General features: G+C 70.8%; 11 protein-coding genes and 1 pseudogene. 2 read left to right on the top strand and 10 right to left on the bottom strand.

What is annotated here, in order from left to right; genetic code table 11:
• Positions 1-13: 13 nt before the first annotated feature.
• Both BMW78_RS21415 and BMW78_RS16655 read left to right on the top strand, forming a co-directional pair.
• Positions 14-100: pseudogene (locus BMW78_RS21415) on the top strand (twin-arginine translocation signal domain-containing protein); the annotation flags it as partial.
• 105 nt (positions 101-205) lie between these two features.
• Positions 206-1,501 (top strand): glycoside hydrolase family 28 protein, encoded by a 1,296-nt coding sequence (locus BMW78_RS16655; protein WP_245735923.1) that lies wholly within the window; start codon positions 206-208, stop codon positions 1,499-1,501.
• Between the two features lie 124 nt (positions 1,502-1,625).
• On the opposite strand, the gene BMW78_RS16650 is transcribed toward BMW78_RS16655, so the two are convergent.
• From BMW78_RS16650 to BMW78_RS16605, 10 genes are all read right to left on the bottom strand, one after another.
• Complete coding sequence (locus BMW78_RS16650) at positions 1,626-2,291, bottom strand: hypothetical protein (RefSeq protein WP_143056310.1); 666 nt, start codon at positions 2,289-2,291, stop codon at positions 1,626-1,628.
• Positions 2,292-2,326: 35 nt separating this feature from the next.
• On the bottom strand, positions 2,327-3,844 hold the full coding sequence (locus BMW78_RS16645) for an acetyl-coenzyme A carboxylase carboxyl transferase subunits beta/alpha (RefSeq protein WP_091762052.1): 1,518 nt from the start codon (positions 3,842-3,844) through the stop codon (positions 2,327-2,329).
• Positions 3,844-5,049 carry a CaiB/BaiF CoA transferase family protein gene (locus tag BMW78_RS16640; RefSeq protein ID WP_091762050.1) on the bottom strand — a complete coding sequence of 402 codons (1,206 nt, stop codon included), beginning with the start codon at positions 5,047-5,049 and terminating at the stop codon, positions 3,844-3,846. The genes BMW78_RS16645 and BMW78_RS16640 overlap by 1 nt, the downstream gene beginning before the upstream one ends.
• Before the next feature lie 247 nt (positions 5,050-5,296).
• Positions 5,297-6,223, bottom strand: a complete 927-nt coding sequence (locus tag BMW78_RS16635; protein ID WP_091762048.1) for an ABC transporter permease — start codon at positions 6,221-6,223, stop codon at positions 5,297-5,299.
• A complete protein-coding gene (locus BMW78_RS16630; protein WP_091762046.1) occupies positions 6,220-7,305 on the bottom strand; it encodes an ABC transporter permease in 1,086 nt (361 codons plus the stop codon). Before BMW78_RS16630 ends, BMW78_RS16635 begins: the two co-directional genes overlap by 4 nt.
• Entirely contained in the window at positions 7,302-8,921 is a 1,620-nt protein-coding gene (locus tag BMW78_RS16625; protein ID WP_091762044.1) for an ABC transporter ATP-binding protein, read from the bottom strand. Before BMW78_RS16625 ends, BMW78_RS16630 begins: the two co-directional genes overlap by 4 nt.
• 11 nt (positions 8,922-8,932) lie before the next feature.
• The gene (locus BMW78_RS16620) at positions 8,933-9,949 is read right to left on the bottom strand and encodes a BMP family protein (protein ID WP_091762042.1); all 1,017 of its coding nucleotides are present in this window, start codon (positions 9,947-9,949) and stop codon (positions 8,933-8,935) included.
• Between the two features lie 207 nt (positions 9,950-10,156).
• Positions 10,157-11,047: an SDR family oxidoreductase gene (locus BMW78_RS16615; RefSeq protein WP_091762038.1), complete on the bottom strand. Its 891-nt coding sequence runs from the start codon at positions 11,045-11,047 to the stop codon at positions 10,157-10,159.
• On the bottom strand, positions 11,031-13,019 hold the full coding sequence (locus BMW78_RS16610) for a hydantoinase B/oxoprolinase family protein (protein WP_091762036.1): 1,989 nt from the start codon (positions 13,017-13,019) through the stop codon (positions 11,031-11,033). The genes BMW78_RS16615 and BMW78_RS16610 overlap by 17 nt, the downstream gene beginning before the upstream one ends.
• 5 nt (positions 13,020-13,024) lie before the next feature.
• Positions 13,025-15,157 (bottom strand): hydantoinase/oxoprolinase family protein, encoded by a 2,133-nt coding sequence (locus BMW78_RS16605; protein ID WP_091762034.1) that lies wholly within the window; start codon positions 15,155-15,157, stop codon positions 13,025-13,027.
• Between the last annotated feature and the right edge of the window lie 202 nt (positions 15,158-15,359).

The raw sequence follows: 15,359 nt of genomic DNA, 5'->3' as shown, positions 1-15,359 counted from the left end.
GAGGAGACGAACAGTGGTGCAACGGCACTCTCGACGGGACTTCCTGAGGTACACCGCGGTCGGCGCGGGCGTGCTCGGGGCCTCTCTCGGCACGGCGAACGGAGCCCACGCGGCGGACAGTGGAGGGACGTCGGTCGGGGGAGAGGGCCCGGGCCCGAACCCTCCCGGAAACCCTTGGGCCAGAGCGGAGTACATCAGCGCGACCGTGCGGGCACCGCACTTCCCGAACCGGTGGTTCGACGTCACCGACCACGGCGCTGTGGCCGGGGGAGTGGCCGACTGCAGTGGCGCCTTCCGTGACGCCATCGCCGCCTGCCACGCCGCCGGCGGAGGCCACGTGGTGGTGCCGCCCGGGGACTTCCTCACCGGGCCCATCCACCTGCTCAGCAACGTCGACCTCCACGTCAGCGACGGAGCGCGGATCCTGTTCAGCCAGAACGCTGCCGACTACCTGCCGGCGGTGCTCACGCGGTTCGAGGGGATGGAGCTCTACAACTACTCGCCGCTCATCTACGCCTACGAGCAGGAGAACATCGCCGTCAGCGGCAGCGGGGTGCTCGACGGACAGGCCGACAACAGCCACTGGTGGCCGTGGAAGGGCAAGAAGGAGTACGGCTGGAAACCCGGGGACCCGGAGCAGGGGCCGGCTCGAGACCGGTTGATCGCGATGGTCGAGGCCGGTGTCCCGGTGGACCAGCGGCAGTTCGGCGAGGGCGACTACCTGCGCTCGTCGTTCATCGAGCCGTACCGCTGCAGTGGTGTCCTCATCGAGGGGGTCACCATCGTGAACTCCCCGATGTGGGAGATCCACCCGACCCTCTCGGACCACGTCCTGGTGCGTGGGGTGACCGTGCGCTCGCACGGGCCCAACAACGACGGCTGCGACCCCGAGTCGAGCAGGATGGTCGTCATCCGCGACTGCTCCTTCGACACCGGTGACGACTGCATCGCCATCAAGTCCGGCCGCAACGCCGACGGCCGGCGGGTGGGCGTGCCGAGCCAGGACATCCTGGTCGAGGGGTGCCAGATGCGCGACGGGCACGGCGGCGTCACCGTCGGCAGCGAGATGTCGGGCGGCGTGCGCAACGTGTTCGTGCGCGACTGCGAGATGTCGAGCCCCAACCTCGACATCGCGCTGCGCTTCAAGACCAACTCGGTGCGGGGCGGCTTCATCACCGGGTTCCACGCCCGCGACATCACTGTCGGCCAGGTCGCCAAGGCGGTCATCGACATCAACTTCTACTACGAGGAGGGACCCGGCTACGGGTTCAACCCCGTCGTGGGAGACATCAACGTGGAGCGGCTGACCGTGCAGAAGGCGACCCAGTCGCTGAACCTGCAGGGCTACGCCGACGACCACATCCGGGGCGTCCGGCTCCGGGAGGTCGACTTCGGTGTGACGGCGAAGGTGCCCACGGTCCGGTACGTCGACGACCTGGTCCTCGACAACGTGACCGAGAACGGGCGCCCGCTCACGCTGGCACCAGCGTCAGCCGCCTGAGCGGCAGGCGGCAGGCCCGTCGGAGGACCGCAACGAGTGGCCACGTGCCACTCGTTGCGGTCTTTCCGGGCCAGTGGGGACAACGGTTGACCCGCCGCCAACCGTTGTCCTCAGGGCGCGGAGGTCACTCGGCCGGCTCGCAGCCGACCGGGTGCTGCGACGCCGGGGCACAGGCGGTCATGGTCACGTCGAGCACGGCCTTGTGCCGTACCAGCCCGGAGCGGTAGGTGAGCTCGTAGCCGCGGTAGGACCACGTCCCCTCCTGTCGGATCCGGTACTGGACGAGCACCTCCCCGAGACCGTGGTGTTCGCCCACCCGCCACTCGGGCTGCAGGACGAACCCGTCGACCGGGTGCCTCCGCTGCGCAGGGATGACCTGCGAGCCGTCGCGCTCGGCCGTCCCGATCGCGTCCGAGGTGCCGGGGGCCGGCATGGTTGCGACCTCGACGGAAACGACCTCCGCACCCGTCTCGGCTCCGCGGGTCGGGACCGGGCGCAGGTCCTCCATGACGATGGGGAACCAGCTGCGGTTCTGGAGGACCGTCGTTCCCTCGGTGAACGAGTCGCCGACGTTGCGGGTGATCCCCACGCCGTAGCCGCAGCAGTCACCGAGCGGGCCGGGCCCCGTGCCGATCCCGGTCACCGCCAGGACGGTGAACAGCGATGCCGCGAGGAACAGCCCGCGGCCGGGGTGGCGGGTCAGGAGGCGCCACCCGCCGACGCGTGACCGTCCGGCTGTCTCGCCCGGCACCGGCCCCACGGCATACGACTCAGTGACCCCCGTCCCCATGACGGCGAGTATGGCGGTGGGGAGGCGGCGCTGTCCTAGTTCTTGCCGGCGTTCATCCCGAGCCTGCGGTAGCGGTCGAGCCGGACCTGCAGCCGCTCCTGCCGGTCCATCCGCGCCAGCATCGCCAGCTCGTGCTGGATCGACTGCGACATGCGCCGGCAGAACTCCTCGGGCTCGTCGGCGGCGTCGGGGTGCTCGGCCACGATGCGGTCGACGATGCCGTCGGCCAACAGGTCGAGGGAGCGCACCCGCTGGCTGGCGGCCAGCTCGGGCGCCCGGCTGGTCTCGCGGTAGAGGATCGCGGACGCGCCCTCGGGCGGCAGGGGGGACAGCCACGAGTGCTGGGCGCAGATCACGCGGTCGGCCGGCATGACGGCGAGCGCGCCACCGCCGGTGCCCTGGCCGAGCAGCACGCAGAGGGTGGGGGCGTCGAGGGTGACGAGCTCGGAGAGGCATCGGGCGATCTCGCCGGCCATGCCGCCCTCCTCGGCCTCCTTGGAAAGGGCGGCACCGGCCGTGTCGATGACGCTCACGAGCGGCAGGTTGAGCTCGTGGGCCAGCTTCATCCCTCGTCGGGCGACGCGAAGGCCCTTGGGGGACAACGGGTCCTCGAGGGTCTGGCCACGCCGGTCCTGCCCGAGCACCACGCAGGGCGCGCCGCCGAAGCGGGCCAGCGCCATGAGCATGCCCGGGTCGTACTCGCCCTGGCCGGTGCCGTGCAGGGGCAGCACGTCGGTGGCGCCGAGCCGCAGCAACGTGCGCACCCCTGGGCGGTCCTCACGGCGGCTGCGGGTGATCGACTCCCACGCGGGGATGTCGGCCAGCTGCTCCTTCGGGATCTCCGGCACGTCGGGCAGGTCCTCGCGGGGCGCCATGAGCACGCTGAGCGCGCGGTCGGCCACGTCGGCCAGCGCCTCCACCGGCAGCACGGCGTCGATGAGCCCGTGCTCGAACAGGTTCTCGGCCGTCTGGACGCCCTCGGGGAACGGCTTGCCGTAGAGCGCCTCGTAGACCCGCGCGCCGAGGAAGCCGACCATGGCGCCCGGCTCGGCGACGGTGACGTGCCCGAGCGAGGCCCACGAGGCGAACACGCCACCGGTGGTGGGGTGGCGCAGGTAGACGAGGTAGGGCAGTCCCGCCGACTTGAACGCGGCGCACGCCGCGCTGATCTTCACCATGCCGACGAAGGCGGGCGTGCCCTCCTGCATGCGCGTGCCGCCGGAGGACGGCGCGGCGAACAACGGCAGCTCCTCCTCGCAGGCGCGCTCGAACGCCAGCACGATCCGCTCGGCCGCGACGGCGCCGATCGAGCCCGCGAGGAAGCGGAACTCGCCCGCGATGATGGCCACCCGGCGTCCCCGGATCATGCCCTCGCCGGTGACGATCGACTCGTCGGTGCCGGCCTTGTCCGCCGCGGCGCTGAGCTCGGCGGCATACGGGCTGTCGGGGGAGGTGGGCTGCACGGGGGCGGTGTCCCAGCTCTTCCAGCTGCCCTCGTCGAGCACCGTCTCCAGCAGCTCGAGCGCCCCGAACCGGCGCGGCTTCTCGGACATCAGCCCTGCCCCCCGTCGTCAGCGCCGTCCTCAGAGCCGTCCTGCTCGTCGAGCCAGGCGCGCACCGAGTCGTTGTGCTGGCCCAGCATCGGCGGGGCGAGGTGCTGACTGCGCCCACCGGCATACGCGTTGTCGTCGAAGCGGATCGGCGGCCCGGGGATCTCGATCGAGCCGAGCACCGGGTGGTCGATGTCGAGCACGAGGCCCTGGGAGCGTGTCTGGTCCCACTCGTAGACGCGGTCGAGCGTGCGCACCTCGCCGGCCGGCACGCCGATCTCGTCGAGGGTGGTGAGCAGCTCGGCCAGGGTCCGGTCGGCGAAGGCGGCGTTGACCGCGGCGTTGACGGCCTCGCGGTTGGCCACGCGCTCACGGTTGGTCGCCATGCCCTCGCCGGCGGGGTCGATGCCGAACTCGGTGGCCAGCTTGACCCACAGGCCCTCGCTGCCACACGCGATCTGCAGCATGCCGTCCTTGCACTCGAAGAGTCCGTAGGGCGTGATCGAGGGGTGGTGGTTGCCCTGCGCCTTCCCTACCTCGCCGGCGACCGTGTAGCGCGTGCCCTGGAAGGCGTGCACGCCGACGATGGCGGCGAGCAGCGAGGTGCGCACCACGCGTCCACGGCCGGTGCGGTTGCGCTCGTGGAGGGCGGCGACCACGCCGTAGGCGCCGTACATGCCCGCGAGCAGGTCGCCAATCGGCACACCGACCCGCGTCGGCTGGTCGGGGGACGGGCCGGTCAGCGACATCAGCCCCGCCTCGCCCTGGGCGATCTGGTCGTAGCCGGCGCGGCCACCCTGCGGTCCGTCGTGGCCGAACCCGCTGATCGACAGGATCACCAGGCGCGGGTTCAGCTCGTGCAGGCGCTCGACGGAGAAGCCGAGCCGGTCGAGGACGCCGGGACGGAAGTTCTCGATGAGCACGTCGCCGTGGCGCACCAGCCGGGTCAGCGTGTCGCGGCCGTCGTCCGACTTCAGGTCGAGGGTCACCGACTCCTTGTTGCGGTTGCACGACAGGAAGTAGGTCGAGATCGGGTCGTCCTCGGGTCCCACGAAGGGCGGCCCCCAGCCTCGGGTGTCGTCACCGGAGCCCGGCGACTCGACCTTGATGACGCGGGCTCCCATGTCGCCCAGCATCATTCCCGCGTGCGGGCCGGCCAGCGCCCGGGACAGGTCGATGACGGTGGTGCCCTCGAGGGGTGCGCTCACGGTGTGCTCCTGGTGCAGTGCGGACGAACACGGGTATGCCGTGTGCCCGAGCCTAGGCGGGCCGGCGGGGGGAGGACTCTGGCAGCCCGCGATGGCAGGTGGTGCCTGCCGCTGTCAGATGTTGCCCAGCGGCCGGCAGGGGACGACCTCGAGGCCGAGAGGGGCGTGAACGACGAAGCCCCCGGCCCGGGGACCGGGGGCCGGGGGCTTCGCCCTCTGCAGGCGCGGCACCTGACGCGGTGGGGTGTCAGTGCCTGCTCTCCCGGTCGTAGTTGCGACCGAGGAAGGCGGGGACGCTCGCCCAGCGGAGGGCGAACATCATCACGAGCAGCGTCGCGGCATACGGCAGCATCGAGATGAACTGGTGCGGGATGTCGACGCCGCCGACCTGCACGCGCAGGGCCAGCACCTCCATGCCGGCGAAGAACGCGGAGCCGGCCAGGATGTACTGCGGACGCCAGCCACCGAAGAAGGCCAGCGCGATCGCCAGCCAGCCACGGCCGGCCACGATGCCCTCGGTGTAGGTGCCCGTGTAGGTCATGGGCAGGTATGCCCCGGCGAGCGCCATGAGGGCGCCACCGGCGGTGGAGCACCAGATGCGGGTGCGGGCCACGCTCACGCCCAGGCTGTCGGCGGCCTTGGGGTTCTCGCCGACCGACCGCAGCTTCAGGCCGAGGTTGGTGCGGTAGAGCATCCAGTAGAGGAGGCCGGAGACCAGGAAGGCGAAGTAGACCATCACGTCCTGGGTGAACAGGACCGTCCCGACGACCGGGATCGACGACAGAAGCGGGATCTCGAGGTCGGGCAGGGTGTCGATGAGCGGCGGCTTGAGCGTGACGCCGATGACCACCTTGTAGAGCAGCGAGGCGATGCCGGTGGCGGCGAAGAACAGCGCGAGGCCGATCACGAACTGGTCGAGGCGGAACCGCGTGGTGACCCACCCGAGGAACCAGCCGAACGCCGCTCCGACGAGGGCCGCGACGAGCAGGCCGACGAGGTTGCCGCCCATCTTCAGCGACACGAGGAACCCGACGCTGGCGCCGAGCATCATCAGGCCCTCCTGGGCCACGTTGAACACCCCGGCGCGGCCGGCGATCATGGTGCCCTGCGCGGCGAGGATGAACGGCACCATCGCCGTCACGACGAGCTGCAGGAACGATGTGGCCTCGTTCATCGCGAGGACCTCCTCAGGCGGGTGCCGACGACGTCGGAGAAGAGCAGGAACAGCAGGATCAGCGCCTCGACGATGAGCACCATCTCGCTCGGCACGTCGGCGGTGCGCTGCATGGCACTGGCGCCGACCTCGAGCACCGCGATGCCGAAGGCGACGAACGGCACCGCGAGGGCGTTGCCGCGGGCGATGAGGCCGATGATGATGCCGAGCAGCAGGTAGTTGGACTGCATGCCCTCGATCAGCTTGCCGTGCACCCCGGCGACCTCGATGGCCCCGGCGAAACCGGCGAGCGCGCCACCGACGACGAGCGACCCGACCGCCACGCGGCCGATCCGCACACCGTGCACCTGCGCGGCCCGTGGGTTGGTGCCGACGGCACGCAGCTCGAAGCCGGGCACGGTGCGGCGCATGACGACGACGGTGGCGGCGCACACGAGCACGGCGAGGACGACGCCGGTGTGCATCGGCGGGGTGCCGACGAGCGGCAGGAGGCCGCCGTCACCGATCGGCACGGTGGTCGGGTGACCCGCCGCCGGGTCGCTCCAGACCTCGCTGGCGACGTAGTCGACGATGCCGAAGCTGACGAAGTTCAGCAGCACCGTGCTGAGGATCTCGTTGACGCCGAAGCGATCCATCAGCCAGGCGGCGATCCAGGCGTAGACGCCACCGGCCAGGACACCGACCAGCAGCACCAGCGGCAGCAGGACGACCATGGGCGCGTCCTTGAGGATGATGCCGACCGCGGCGGCTGCGGTGGCGCCGACGAGCAGCTGGCCCTCGCCACCGATGTTGTACTTGCCGGCTGCGAGCGGGATGGTGAAGGCGAGGGTGAGCAGCACGAGCGGCACCCACTTCTGCACCGTCTCGACGAAGCCGAACGACGACTTGAACGACGTCGTCAGGATGGCGCGGAAGGCGTCGACGGGGGAGTGGCCGAGCGCCGCGATCACGATGCCGGAGACCACGAAGGCCAGCAGCACCGCGAGGGCGTAGGACAGCACCGTCCAGGACAGATCGGTGCCGCGGCGACCGGCGGGCTTGGCCGGTGCCGTCGTGGTGGGCGGGGTGGCGGTGGTGGTCATGCGGTGTCCTCGAGACCGGCCATGAGGTGGCCGAGTTCGTACTGGTCGTAGTGGCCGCGGGTGCGCTCGCCGACGATGCGGCCGGAGTAGAGCACCAGGACGCGGTCGCACAGGTGGGTCAGCTCGTCGAGGTCCTCGGACATCAGCAGCACGGCGGAGTGCTCCGCGGCCGCCTCGCGGACCCGGTCGTAGACGAACTGGGTCGACGGGATGTCCAGGCCCCGGGTCGGGTTGTGCAGGATGAGGAAGCCCGGCCGGTGCGAGAAGGCCCGGGCCAGGATCACCCGCTGCATGTTGCCGCCCGAGAGGGCCGCAGCCGGCGCGGAAGGCCCGGACGCCTTCACCGAGTAGGCGCGGATGGCCTCCTCGGCGTGGCGGCGGGCCGCCTTCCAGTCCACGAAGGGTCCCTTGCGGAACCGCACGCTGCGCTGGGCGCCGAGCACGAGGTTCTCCATGATGCTGGCGGAGGGCAGGATGCCGTCGCGGTGCCGGTCCTCGGGCACGTAGGCGACACCTGACTCCAGCCAGACGGCCGTGGGACGCCCCGCGAGGGGCTCGCCGTCGACCTCGACCGCACCCTTCTCGAGGGCGCGCACGCCGGCCACGGCCTCGGCCAGCTCGACCTGCCCGTTGCCGGCCACGCCGGCGATGCCGACGACCTCGCCGCGGCGGATGTCGAACGACACGCCATGGGTGGCCGGCACGCCGTGGTCGCCCAGCACCACCAGGTCTCGCACCGACACCCGCACCGGGGCATCACCCAGGTCGCGGGCGGGAGCGCCGGTGGCAGCGGTGCCGGCAGCCGCACCCATGCCCGCCGTCACGACCTCGGTGACCCGGCCGACCGCGGCGTCGTCGCCGACCATGAGGGTGGCGAGCTCGGAGGCGGAGGTGTCGGCGCGGCGCACCGTGCCCACCCGCTTCCCGTCGCGCATCACCGTCAGGGCGTCGCAGACCGCCATGGTCTCGCGGATCTTGTGGGTGATGAAGACGACGCTCATGCCCTCGTCGACGATCGCGCGTAACGAGCCGAACAGCGAGTCGACCTCCTGTGGCGTGAGGTTCGTCGTCGGCTCGTCGAGCACCAGCACCTTCGCGCCGCGGTAGAGCGCCTTGAGGATCTCCACCCGCTGCCGCAGGCCCACCGAGAGGGTGGCGACCTTGGCGTGCGGGTCGACGGTGAGGCCGAAGCGCTTCGACAGCTCGGCGATGCGTTCCGCGGGGTCGTCGAGGTCGAGGCTCGGCCACGACGGCAGCGACGTGCCGAGCACGACGTTTTCGGTCACCGTGTAGGTGTCGACCTGCAGGAAGTTCTGGTGCACCATGCCGATGCCGTGCGAGATGGCGTCGCGCGGGTCGCGGATGTCGACCGGCGAGCCGTCCAGCACCACGCTGCCGCTGTCGGGACGGTAGAGCCCGTAGAGGACGTTCATCAGCGTCGTCTTGCCGGCGCCGTTGCCGCCGAGGAGGCCGTGCACCTCGCTGCGGCCGACCGTGAGGTCGACGCCGTCCAGGGCCAGGACGGAGCCGAAGGTCTTCCGGATCCCCTCCATGGTCAGGAGGGGTCCGGAAGCTCCTTCACGCACCTCGCGGCGGGTCTCGTCCACCGAGGTCATGTGTGGGTCCGTCACTTGATCGGGGTCAGGTTCTTCTCGACTGTGATGGCGCCGGACTTGATGTCGGCCACGGCCTTGTCGACCTTGGCGGCGACGGCCGGGTCGACGTTCTTCGGCTCCTGGATGGAGACACCGGAGTCGAAGCCGAGCGGGTAGTAGCCGGAGGTGGTGCCGCCCTGGATCTTGGTGATCATGTCGTTCAGCGGCTTGGTGAAGTCGTAGATCGTCGAGGTGGCGTAGTGCTCGGGGTCGAACTGCGACTTGTCGGTGTACTTGGCGGTGACCACGACGTTGGCGCTCTTGCCCTTGGTGGCCTGGAAGGCGCCCACCATGCCGAGGTTGAGCGAGCCGACGATGACGTCATTGCCCTGCCCGATGAGCTGGGTGGTGATCTGCTGAGCCTTGGCCGGCTCGTTGAAGTCACCGGTCCAGACCGGGGTGATCTTCGCGGAGGAGCCGCTGTCCTTGAGGGCCTGGTTCATCGCGTGGACCTCGGAGTACGAGAACGGCAGGCTCAGGCCGCCCACGTAGCCGATCTTGCCCGACTTGGTGGCCGCACCGGCCAGGATGCCGATGGGGTAGAACGCGACGTGGAAGTTGCGGTCGAGCACCCACAGGTTCTTCAGGGGCTCCTTGGGCTTGTCGTCGAACTCGCCGATGAAGGTCACGTTCGGGTTCTGCTTGGCCAGCTTGGAGGTGGCCTCGAAGTACTGGCTGCCGTGCGACCAGATGACGTTGTAGCCGTCGGCGAGGTACTCCTTCATGACGCGCTCGGCGTCCGGCACCGGCACGCTCTCGGAGTGCGCGGTCTCCGCCTTGAGGTCCTTCTTGGCCGCGTCGAGGGCGAGCAGGCCGAGGGAGTTGTAGTCGGCGTCGGTGGCCGAGCCCGAGAAGAGGGCGGCGACCTTGAGCTGCTTCGCCCCGCCCTTCCCTTCGTCGGAGCCGGACGCGCCGCCGCCACAGGCGGAGAGCGCGAGAGCGAGGGCGACCGTCGGGACGGCCAGGCGGACAAGGGACGAGCGAGCCATGTGTGCCTCCGAGAGGGAAGGTGCGCCGGCGCCTTTGCCGGCAGGGGGCCGGCAAAGGCGCCGGCCCGTTGGTGTTGCGAGGAGCGTGCCAGTGGAGTAGAGGCGGTACGTCGTCAATATGTGACATGGGCCACCCGGAGCCGTTGTGCCTTTTCCCCAGCGTGAAACACCTTGTCCCACATGCCGGTCCGCGCGGTTACGGGTGCGTTACGGCATGTTTCGAGCGGCTGCGACGGCCTCGGCCCACGTGGTAGGCAGGTGGGCCAGGCGTGCCCACAGCCACGCCGAGCCACCGACGAGCCCGCCCCGGTCGTAGGACTCGAACATGGTCAGCAGGTCCCGTCTGGCACCCTCGGGCAGGGCCGCACCCGGGCCGTCCTCCCACTCGCGCCGGTCGGTCTGGACGGCGGTCACGCGTAGCCCGAGCACCGCGCTCGCCTGAGCCGCCATCTGTCGCACGCTGAGCACCTCCGGGCCGGCGAGGTCGTAGACCTCGCCCTCGTGCCCAGGGTCCGCCAGCACGGTGACCGCCACCCGCGCGACGTCGCCGAGGTCGACGTTGGAGAAGGGTGCGTCGAGGGAGTAGGGCACCGCCAGCTCGCCGGCCAGCGCCGCCGGCAGGAGGTTCTGGTGGTATGCCGCGGGGCGCAGCACCGTCCACGGCACGCCTCCCGCACGCACCACCTCCTCCGCCTGCGCCTTGCGCAGGTGGTGCGGCATCGACGCGTCGTCGGGGTGCAGCACCGAGTGGAAGACCAGCCGCTGCACGCCGTGGCGGGCGGCGGCGCCCACGACGAGGCGAGCCATGTCGACCTCGCCGGGGTGGACGTTCGGCGCCAGGTGGTAGACGCCCCAGGCGCCGGACACGGCTTCGTCCAGGCCGGCTCCGGTCACCAGGTCGAGCACGGCAACCTCACTGGCGCCCGCGGCATACACGGTCTCGGTGGAGGCGGGGGAGCGCACGGCGGCCCGCACGCGGAAGCCCCGCGCGGCAAGGGCGCCCGTCAGGGCGCGTCCGGTCTTGCCGGACGCGCCCATGACGAGCACCCGCCGTGCGGGGCTCTCCCGGGTCACCTGCTCGTCAGAGCCAGTCGACATCAGCCGCCGTCTTGCCCTCGGCCAGGCGGGCGTAGCCCGGGCCGCGGTCGAAGAAGGGCTCCTGGGGCCGCTCGGCGCGCAGCTGCTCGCGCAGCGCGTCGGACGCCTTGACGTCGACGACCGGGTCGTCCTTGGTGCCCGAGGCCACCACGCCGTAGTCGCGGCGCGCGCCCTCGAAGGAGACCTTGCCCCAGCGCAGGTCGCGCTCCACCTCGTCGTAGGGACGCTCCAGCGGGTCGCCCCAGCCGCCGCCACCGGTGGTGCGGATGCGGATGACCTGGCCGGCCTTGACGGGCTCGGCGTCGGCCAGGGCGTCGACCTCGCGCTCCTGCGGGCCACCGAGGTCGATGGTGACCTCGAACGGGCGGCCGGCCTTGCCGCCCTTGACGCCCCAGCAGGCGAGGATCGAGCGGTCGGCGATGGACATGAAGTTGGCGTCCTTGAGCATCCGGATCTGCTTCTCGTAGCCCAGGCCGCCGCGGTAGCGGCCGGCGCCGCCGGAGTCGACCGCGAGGCCGAGCCGCTCGACGATGAACGGGAAGCGGGACTCGGTGAACTCGGTCGGCAGGTTTCGGCTGTCCGGCACCACGTGGATGGTGTCCTCGCCGTCGGCGTAGTAACGGCCACCCGAGCCGCCGCCGAGCACCTCACGCATGAGGTAGTCGTTGCCGTCGCGGTCCTTGCCGTAGACGCCGGTGTAGCGGATCGTCTCCTGGTCGGCCGGCATCTTGCCGTCGACGGCCTTGGCCACCACACCGGCCAGCACGCCGAGCAGGCGCAGGATGACGAACGTGCGGGCGTTGGTCGGCGCCGGGAAGACCGGCGTCAGCAGGGTGCCCTTCTCCGGGAACCGCATCTCGATGAGCGGCACGATGCCCTCGTTGACGTCGAGCTCGGCCATCCGCTCCGGGGTGTCGGCCAGGTTGCGCAGGATCGGTGCGAGCCACTTCTTGAGGAAGTTGCCGCCGACGTAGTCGCCGCAGTGGTTGATCGGGCCCTTGGCCTGCGGGGCCGTGCCGGTGAAGTCGATGATCAGGCGCGGTCCGGCCGGGCGGCCGTTCTCCGGGTCGGCCGGCGCGTCGCTCACCTTGGTCAGCGTGATCCGCTGGGTGTGCAGCATCGGCTCGTCGACACCGTCGTGCTCGGCGTAGTCCTCCCAGACGTAGGTGCCGTCGGGGATCTTGGACAGGATCTCTCGGCGGTAGGTCTCGGTCGTCTTGTCGAGGATGCCGTCGAAGGCGGCCTCGACCGTCTCGCGGCCGTAGCGGCCGAACAGCTCCGAGAGGCGGCGCGCACCCATGAGGCAGGCGGAGCACTCGGCGTCGAGGTCGGCGGCGAGGCTGTCGGGCATGCGCGAGTTGCGGGTCATGATCCGCAGCGCGCCCTGGTTCGGCCTGCCCGCCTCCCACAGCTTGATCGGCGGGACGGCCAGGCCCTCCTCGTAGACGCTCTGGGCGCCCGAGGGCATCGAGCCGGGGCACGCGCCACCGATGTCGTCGTGGTGGCCGAACGCCTGCACGAACGCGACGACCTCGCCCTCGTGGAACACCGGCACGGTGACGCACAGGTCGGGCAGGTGGCCGATGCCGCCCTCGGACTCGTAGACGTCGTTGTGGAAGAAGACGTCGCCCTCCTGCATCTCCTCGAGCGGGAAGTCGCGCACGATGGGGTGCACGAGCGCCGAGTAGGAGCGGCCGGTGAGCTTGCGCAGCTGGCGGTCGTGGATGCCGGCCCGGAAGTCGTGGGCGTCACGGATCATGGGGGAGCGGCTGGTGCGGGCGATGGCGGTCTCGACCTCCATCTCCACGCTGGCCAGGGTGCCCTCGACGATCTCGATGATGATCGGGTCGACGGAGGTGCCCTCGGCGGTCAGCCGGTTGCCGTGCTCGTATGCCGTGGGCAGGCCGGCCGGGTTCGCCGGCTTCGCGGCGACGATCGCCGCCAGGTCGGCGGTGGTGGCGGTGGTGCTCATGGCGCTCAGGCCTCCTTCGTGATGACGAGGTTGCCGATCGCGTCGACGCGAACGGTGAAGCCGGGGTGGACGGGCACGGTCGAGCCGAACTCCTCGACGATGGCTGGTCCGGAGAGGACGTCGCCGGCGCGCAGGTTCGGGCGCCAGTAGACGTCGGTGTCGACGTAGCCCTGGTCGGCGTCGAAGCACACCGAACGGGTGGACGTGCGGGCCCGCTCGGTCACGCCGGCCTGGCCCGTGTTGTCGCCGATCTCGCGCAGCTCGGGCCGGGTGATCGGCCCGACACCGGTGACGCGCAGGTTGACCCACTCGACCTGCTGCTGCGGGTCGCCCTTGAAGTCGTAGCCGTACAGCGCACGGTGCTCGGCGTGGAACGCGTCAGCCACGAGGTCGGCATACGCTGCATCGATCGGCTGTCCAGCGTGCCCCTCCGGCGCGGTGACCCGGACCTCGAAGGCCTGGCCGAAGTAGCGCAGGTCGACGGTGCGGGTGTAGCGGTGCTGGTCGCGCGAGAAGCCCTCCGCGTCAAGGGCCTTCGCGGCCTTGTCGGTCAGCTCGTCGAAGGTCTTCTGCACCGCGGCGTGGTCGAGGTTCGCGTGCTTGGACACGGACGTCTGCACGTAGTCGTTCTTCACGTCGACGGTGAGCAGGCCGAAGGCCGAGACGTTGCCCGGGTTCTGCGGCACGACCACGCCGGCGAGGTCGAGGATGTCGACCAGGCGGCAGGCCAGCAGCGAGCCGGAGCCGCCGAAGGTCGCCAGCATGAAGTCACGGACGTCGAGGCCGCGCTTGACGCTGACCTGGCGCAGCGCGTTGGCCTGGTTCCACGCCGAGATCTCGAGGATGCCGGTGGCGCAGCGGTCGGGGTCGATGCCCAGCTTCGCCGCGAGGGCGTCGATGCCGGCCTTGGCCGCCTCGGTGTCGAGGGGGATCTCGCCACCGAGCAGGTGCGGGGGGATCCGGCCGAGCACGACGTGCGCGTCGGTGATGGTCGGCTCGGTGCCGCCCTTGGCGTAGCAGAGCGGGCCGGGGTCGGCGCCGGCCGACTGCGGGCCGACCTTGAGGGTGCCCTCGGGCGTGATCCACGCGATGGAGCCGCCGCCGGCGCCGACGGTGACGACGTCGATCATCGGGATCTTGCTCGGGTAGGCGCCGACCGTGCCCTCGGTGGTCAGGGTGGGCTCGCCGGCGAGCACGACCGAGACGTCGGTGGAGGTGCCGCCGCCGTCGCAGGTGAGCACCTTGTCGAAGCCGGCCTTCCTGGCGATCAGGCCGGCGCCGAGGGCCCCGGCGGCCGGCCCGGACAGCACGGTCGTGATGGGCTGGTGCACGACCTCGTCGGCGGAGAGCACGCCCCCGTTGGACTTCATGATGTAGAAGGGGATCCGCTCGCGACCACTGTCGGTGGCGCCGGTGAAGTCGTCGAGGCGCGTGTGGATGTTGGTGACGTAGCGGGAGACGTTCGGCTTCACCGCAGCGTCAACCAGGGTCGTCATGGAGCGCTCGTACTCGCGGTACTCGCGCAGGACCTCCGAGGAGATGGAGACGACGGCGTCGGGGTGCTCGCGGCGCAGGATCTCGCGCATCCGCAGCTCGTGCCCGTCGTTCGCGTAGGAGTGCAGGAAGCAGACGCCGATCGTGGTGATGCCGTGGTCCTTGAACCAGCGCGCGGCGGCGACGGCCTGCTCCTCGTCGAACGGGCGCAGCTCGTTGCCCTCGAAGTCGAGACGGCCACCCACGGTCTTGACGTAGTCGGCGGGGACGATGCGGGGCGGCTTGACCCAGAAGTAGGAGTTGCCGTAGCCGTCCGGCACGGCCTGGCGGGCGATCTCGAGCATGAACTCGTAGCCCTCGCTGGTGATGAAGCCGAGCTGCTCGACCTTGCCCTCGAGGAGCTTGTTGGTCGCGACCGTGGTGCCGTGGCAGACGGCGGTGACGTCGGCGCCGGTCGCGCCGAGCAGGTCGAGCACCTTGTGCACGCCGTTGATGAAGCCGTCCGCCGGGTTCGAGGGCGTGGACGGGGTCTTGGTGGTGATCAGCTCGCCGGAGTCCTCATCGAAGGCCACGACGTCGGTGAACGTGCCACCGGTGTCGATGCCGATGCGGATGCGGCGTGGCTGCGTCGGCGCTGCGGACATACGCGCTCCTGTGTGTCAGGTGGGTCTGGTGGACCAGCCGAGGGGGTCTGGCAGGGCTCTGGCAGGGGTCTGGCAGGGCTCTCGCGGGGCTGGTCGGCGGGTGTTCTCGCTCGCGACGATTCAACCCGCGCAGCGCGTCCGTTTCGTTGGCACAACCTGCCAACGGATCCCCGGTATGCCGCAATGCCTCACCACCGCGCCC

Source organism: Pedococcus cremeus (genome assembly GCF_900111375.1).
In the GTDB taxonomy this organism is placed as follows: domain Bacteria; phylum Actinomycetota; class Actinomycetes; order Actinomycetales; family Dermatophilaceae; genus Pedococcus_A; species Pedococcus_A cremeus.
The sequence above is the reverse complement of the archived record's forward strand: the minus strand, read 5'-3'. Positions and strand labels throughout refer to the sequence as shown.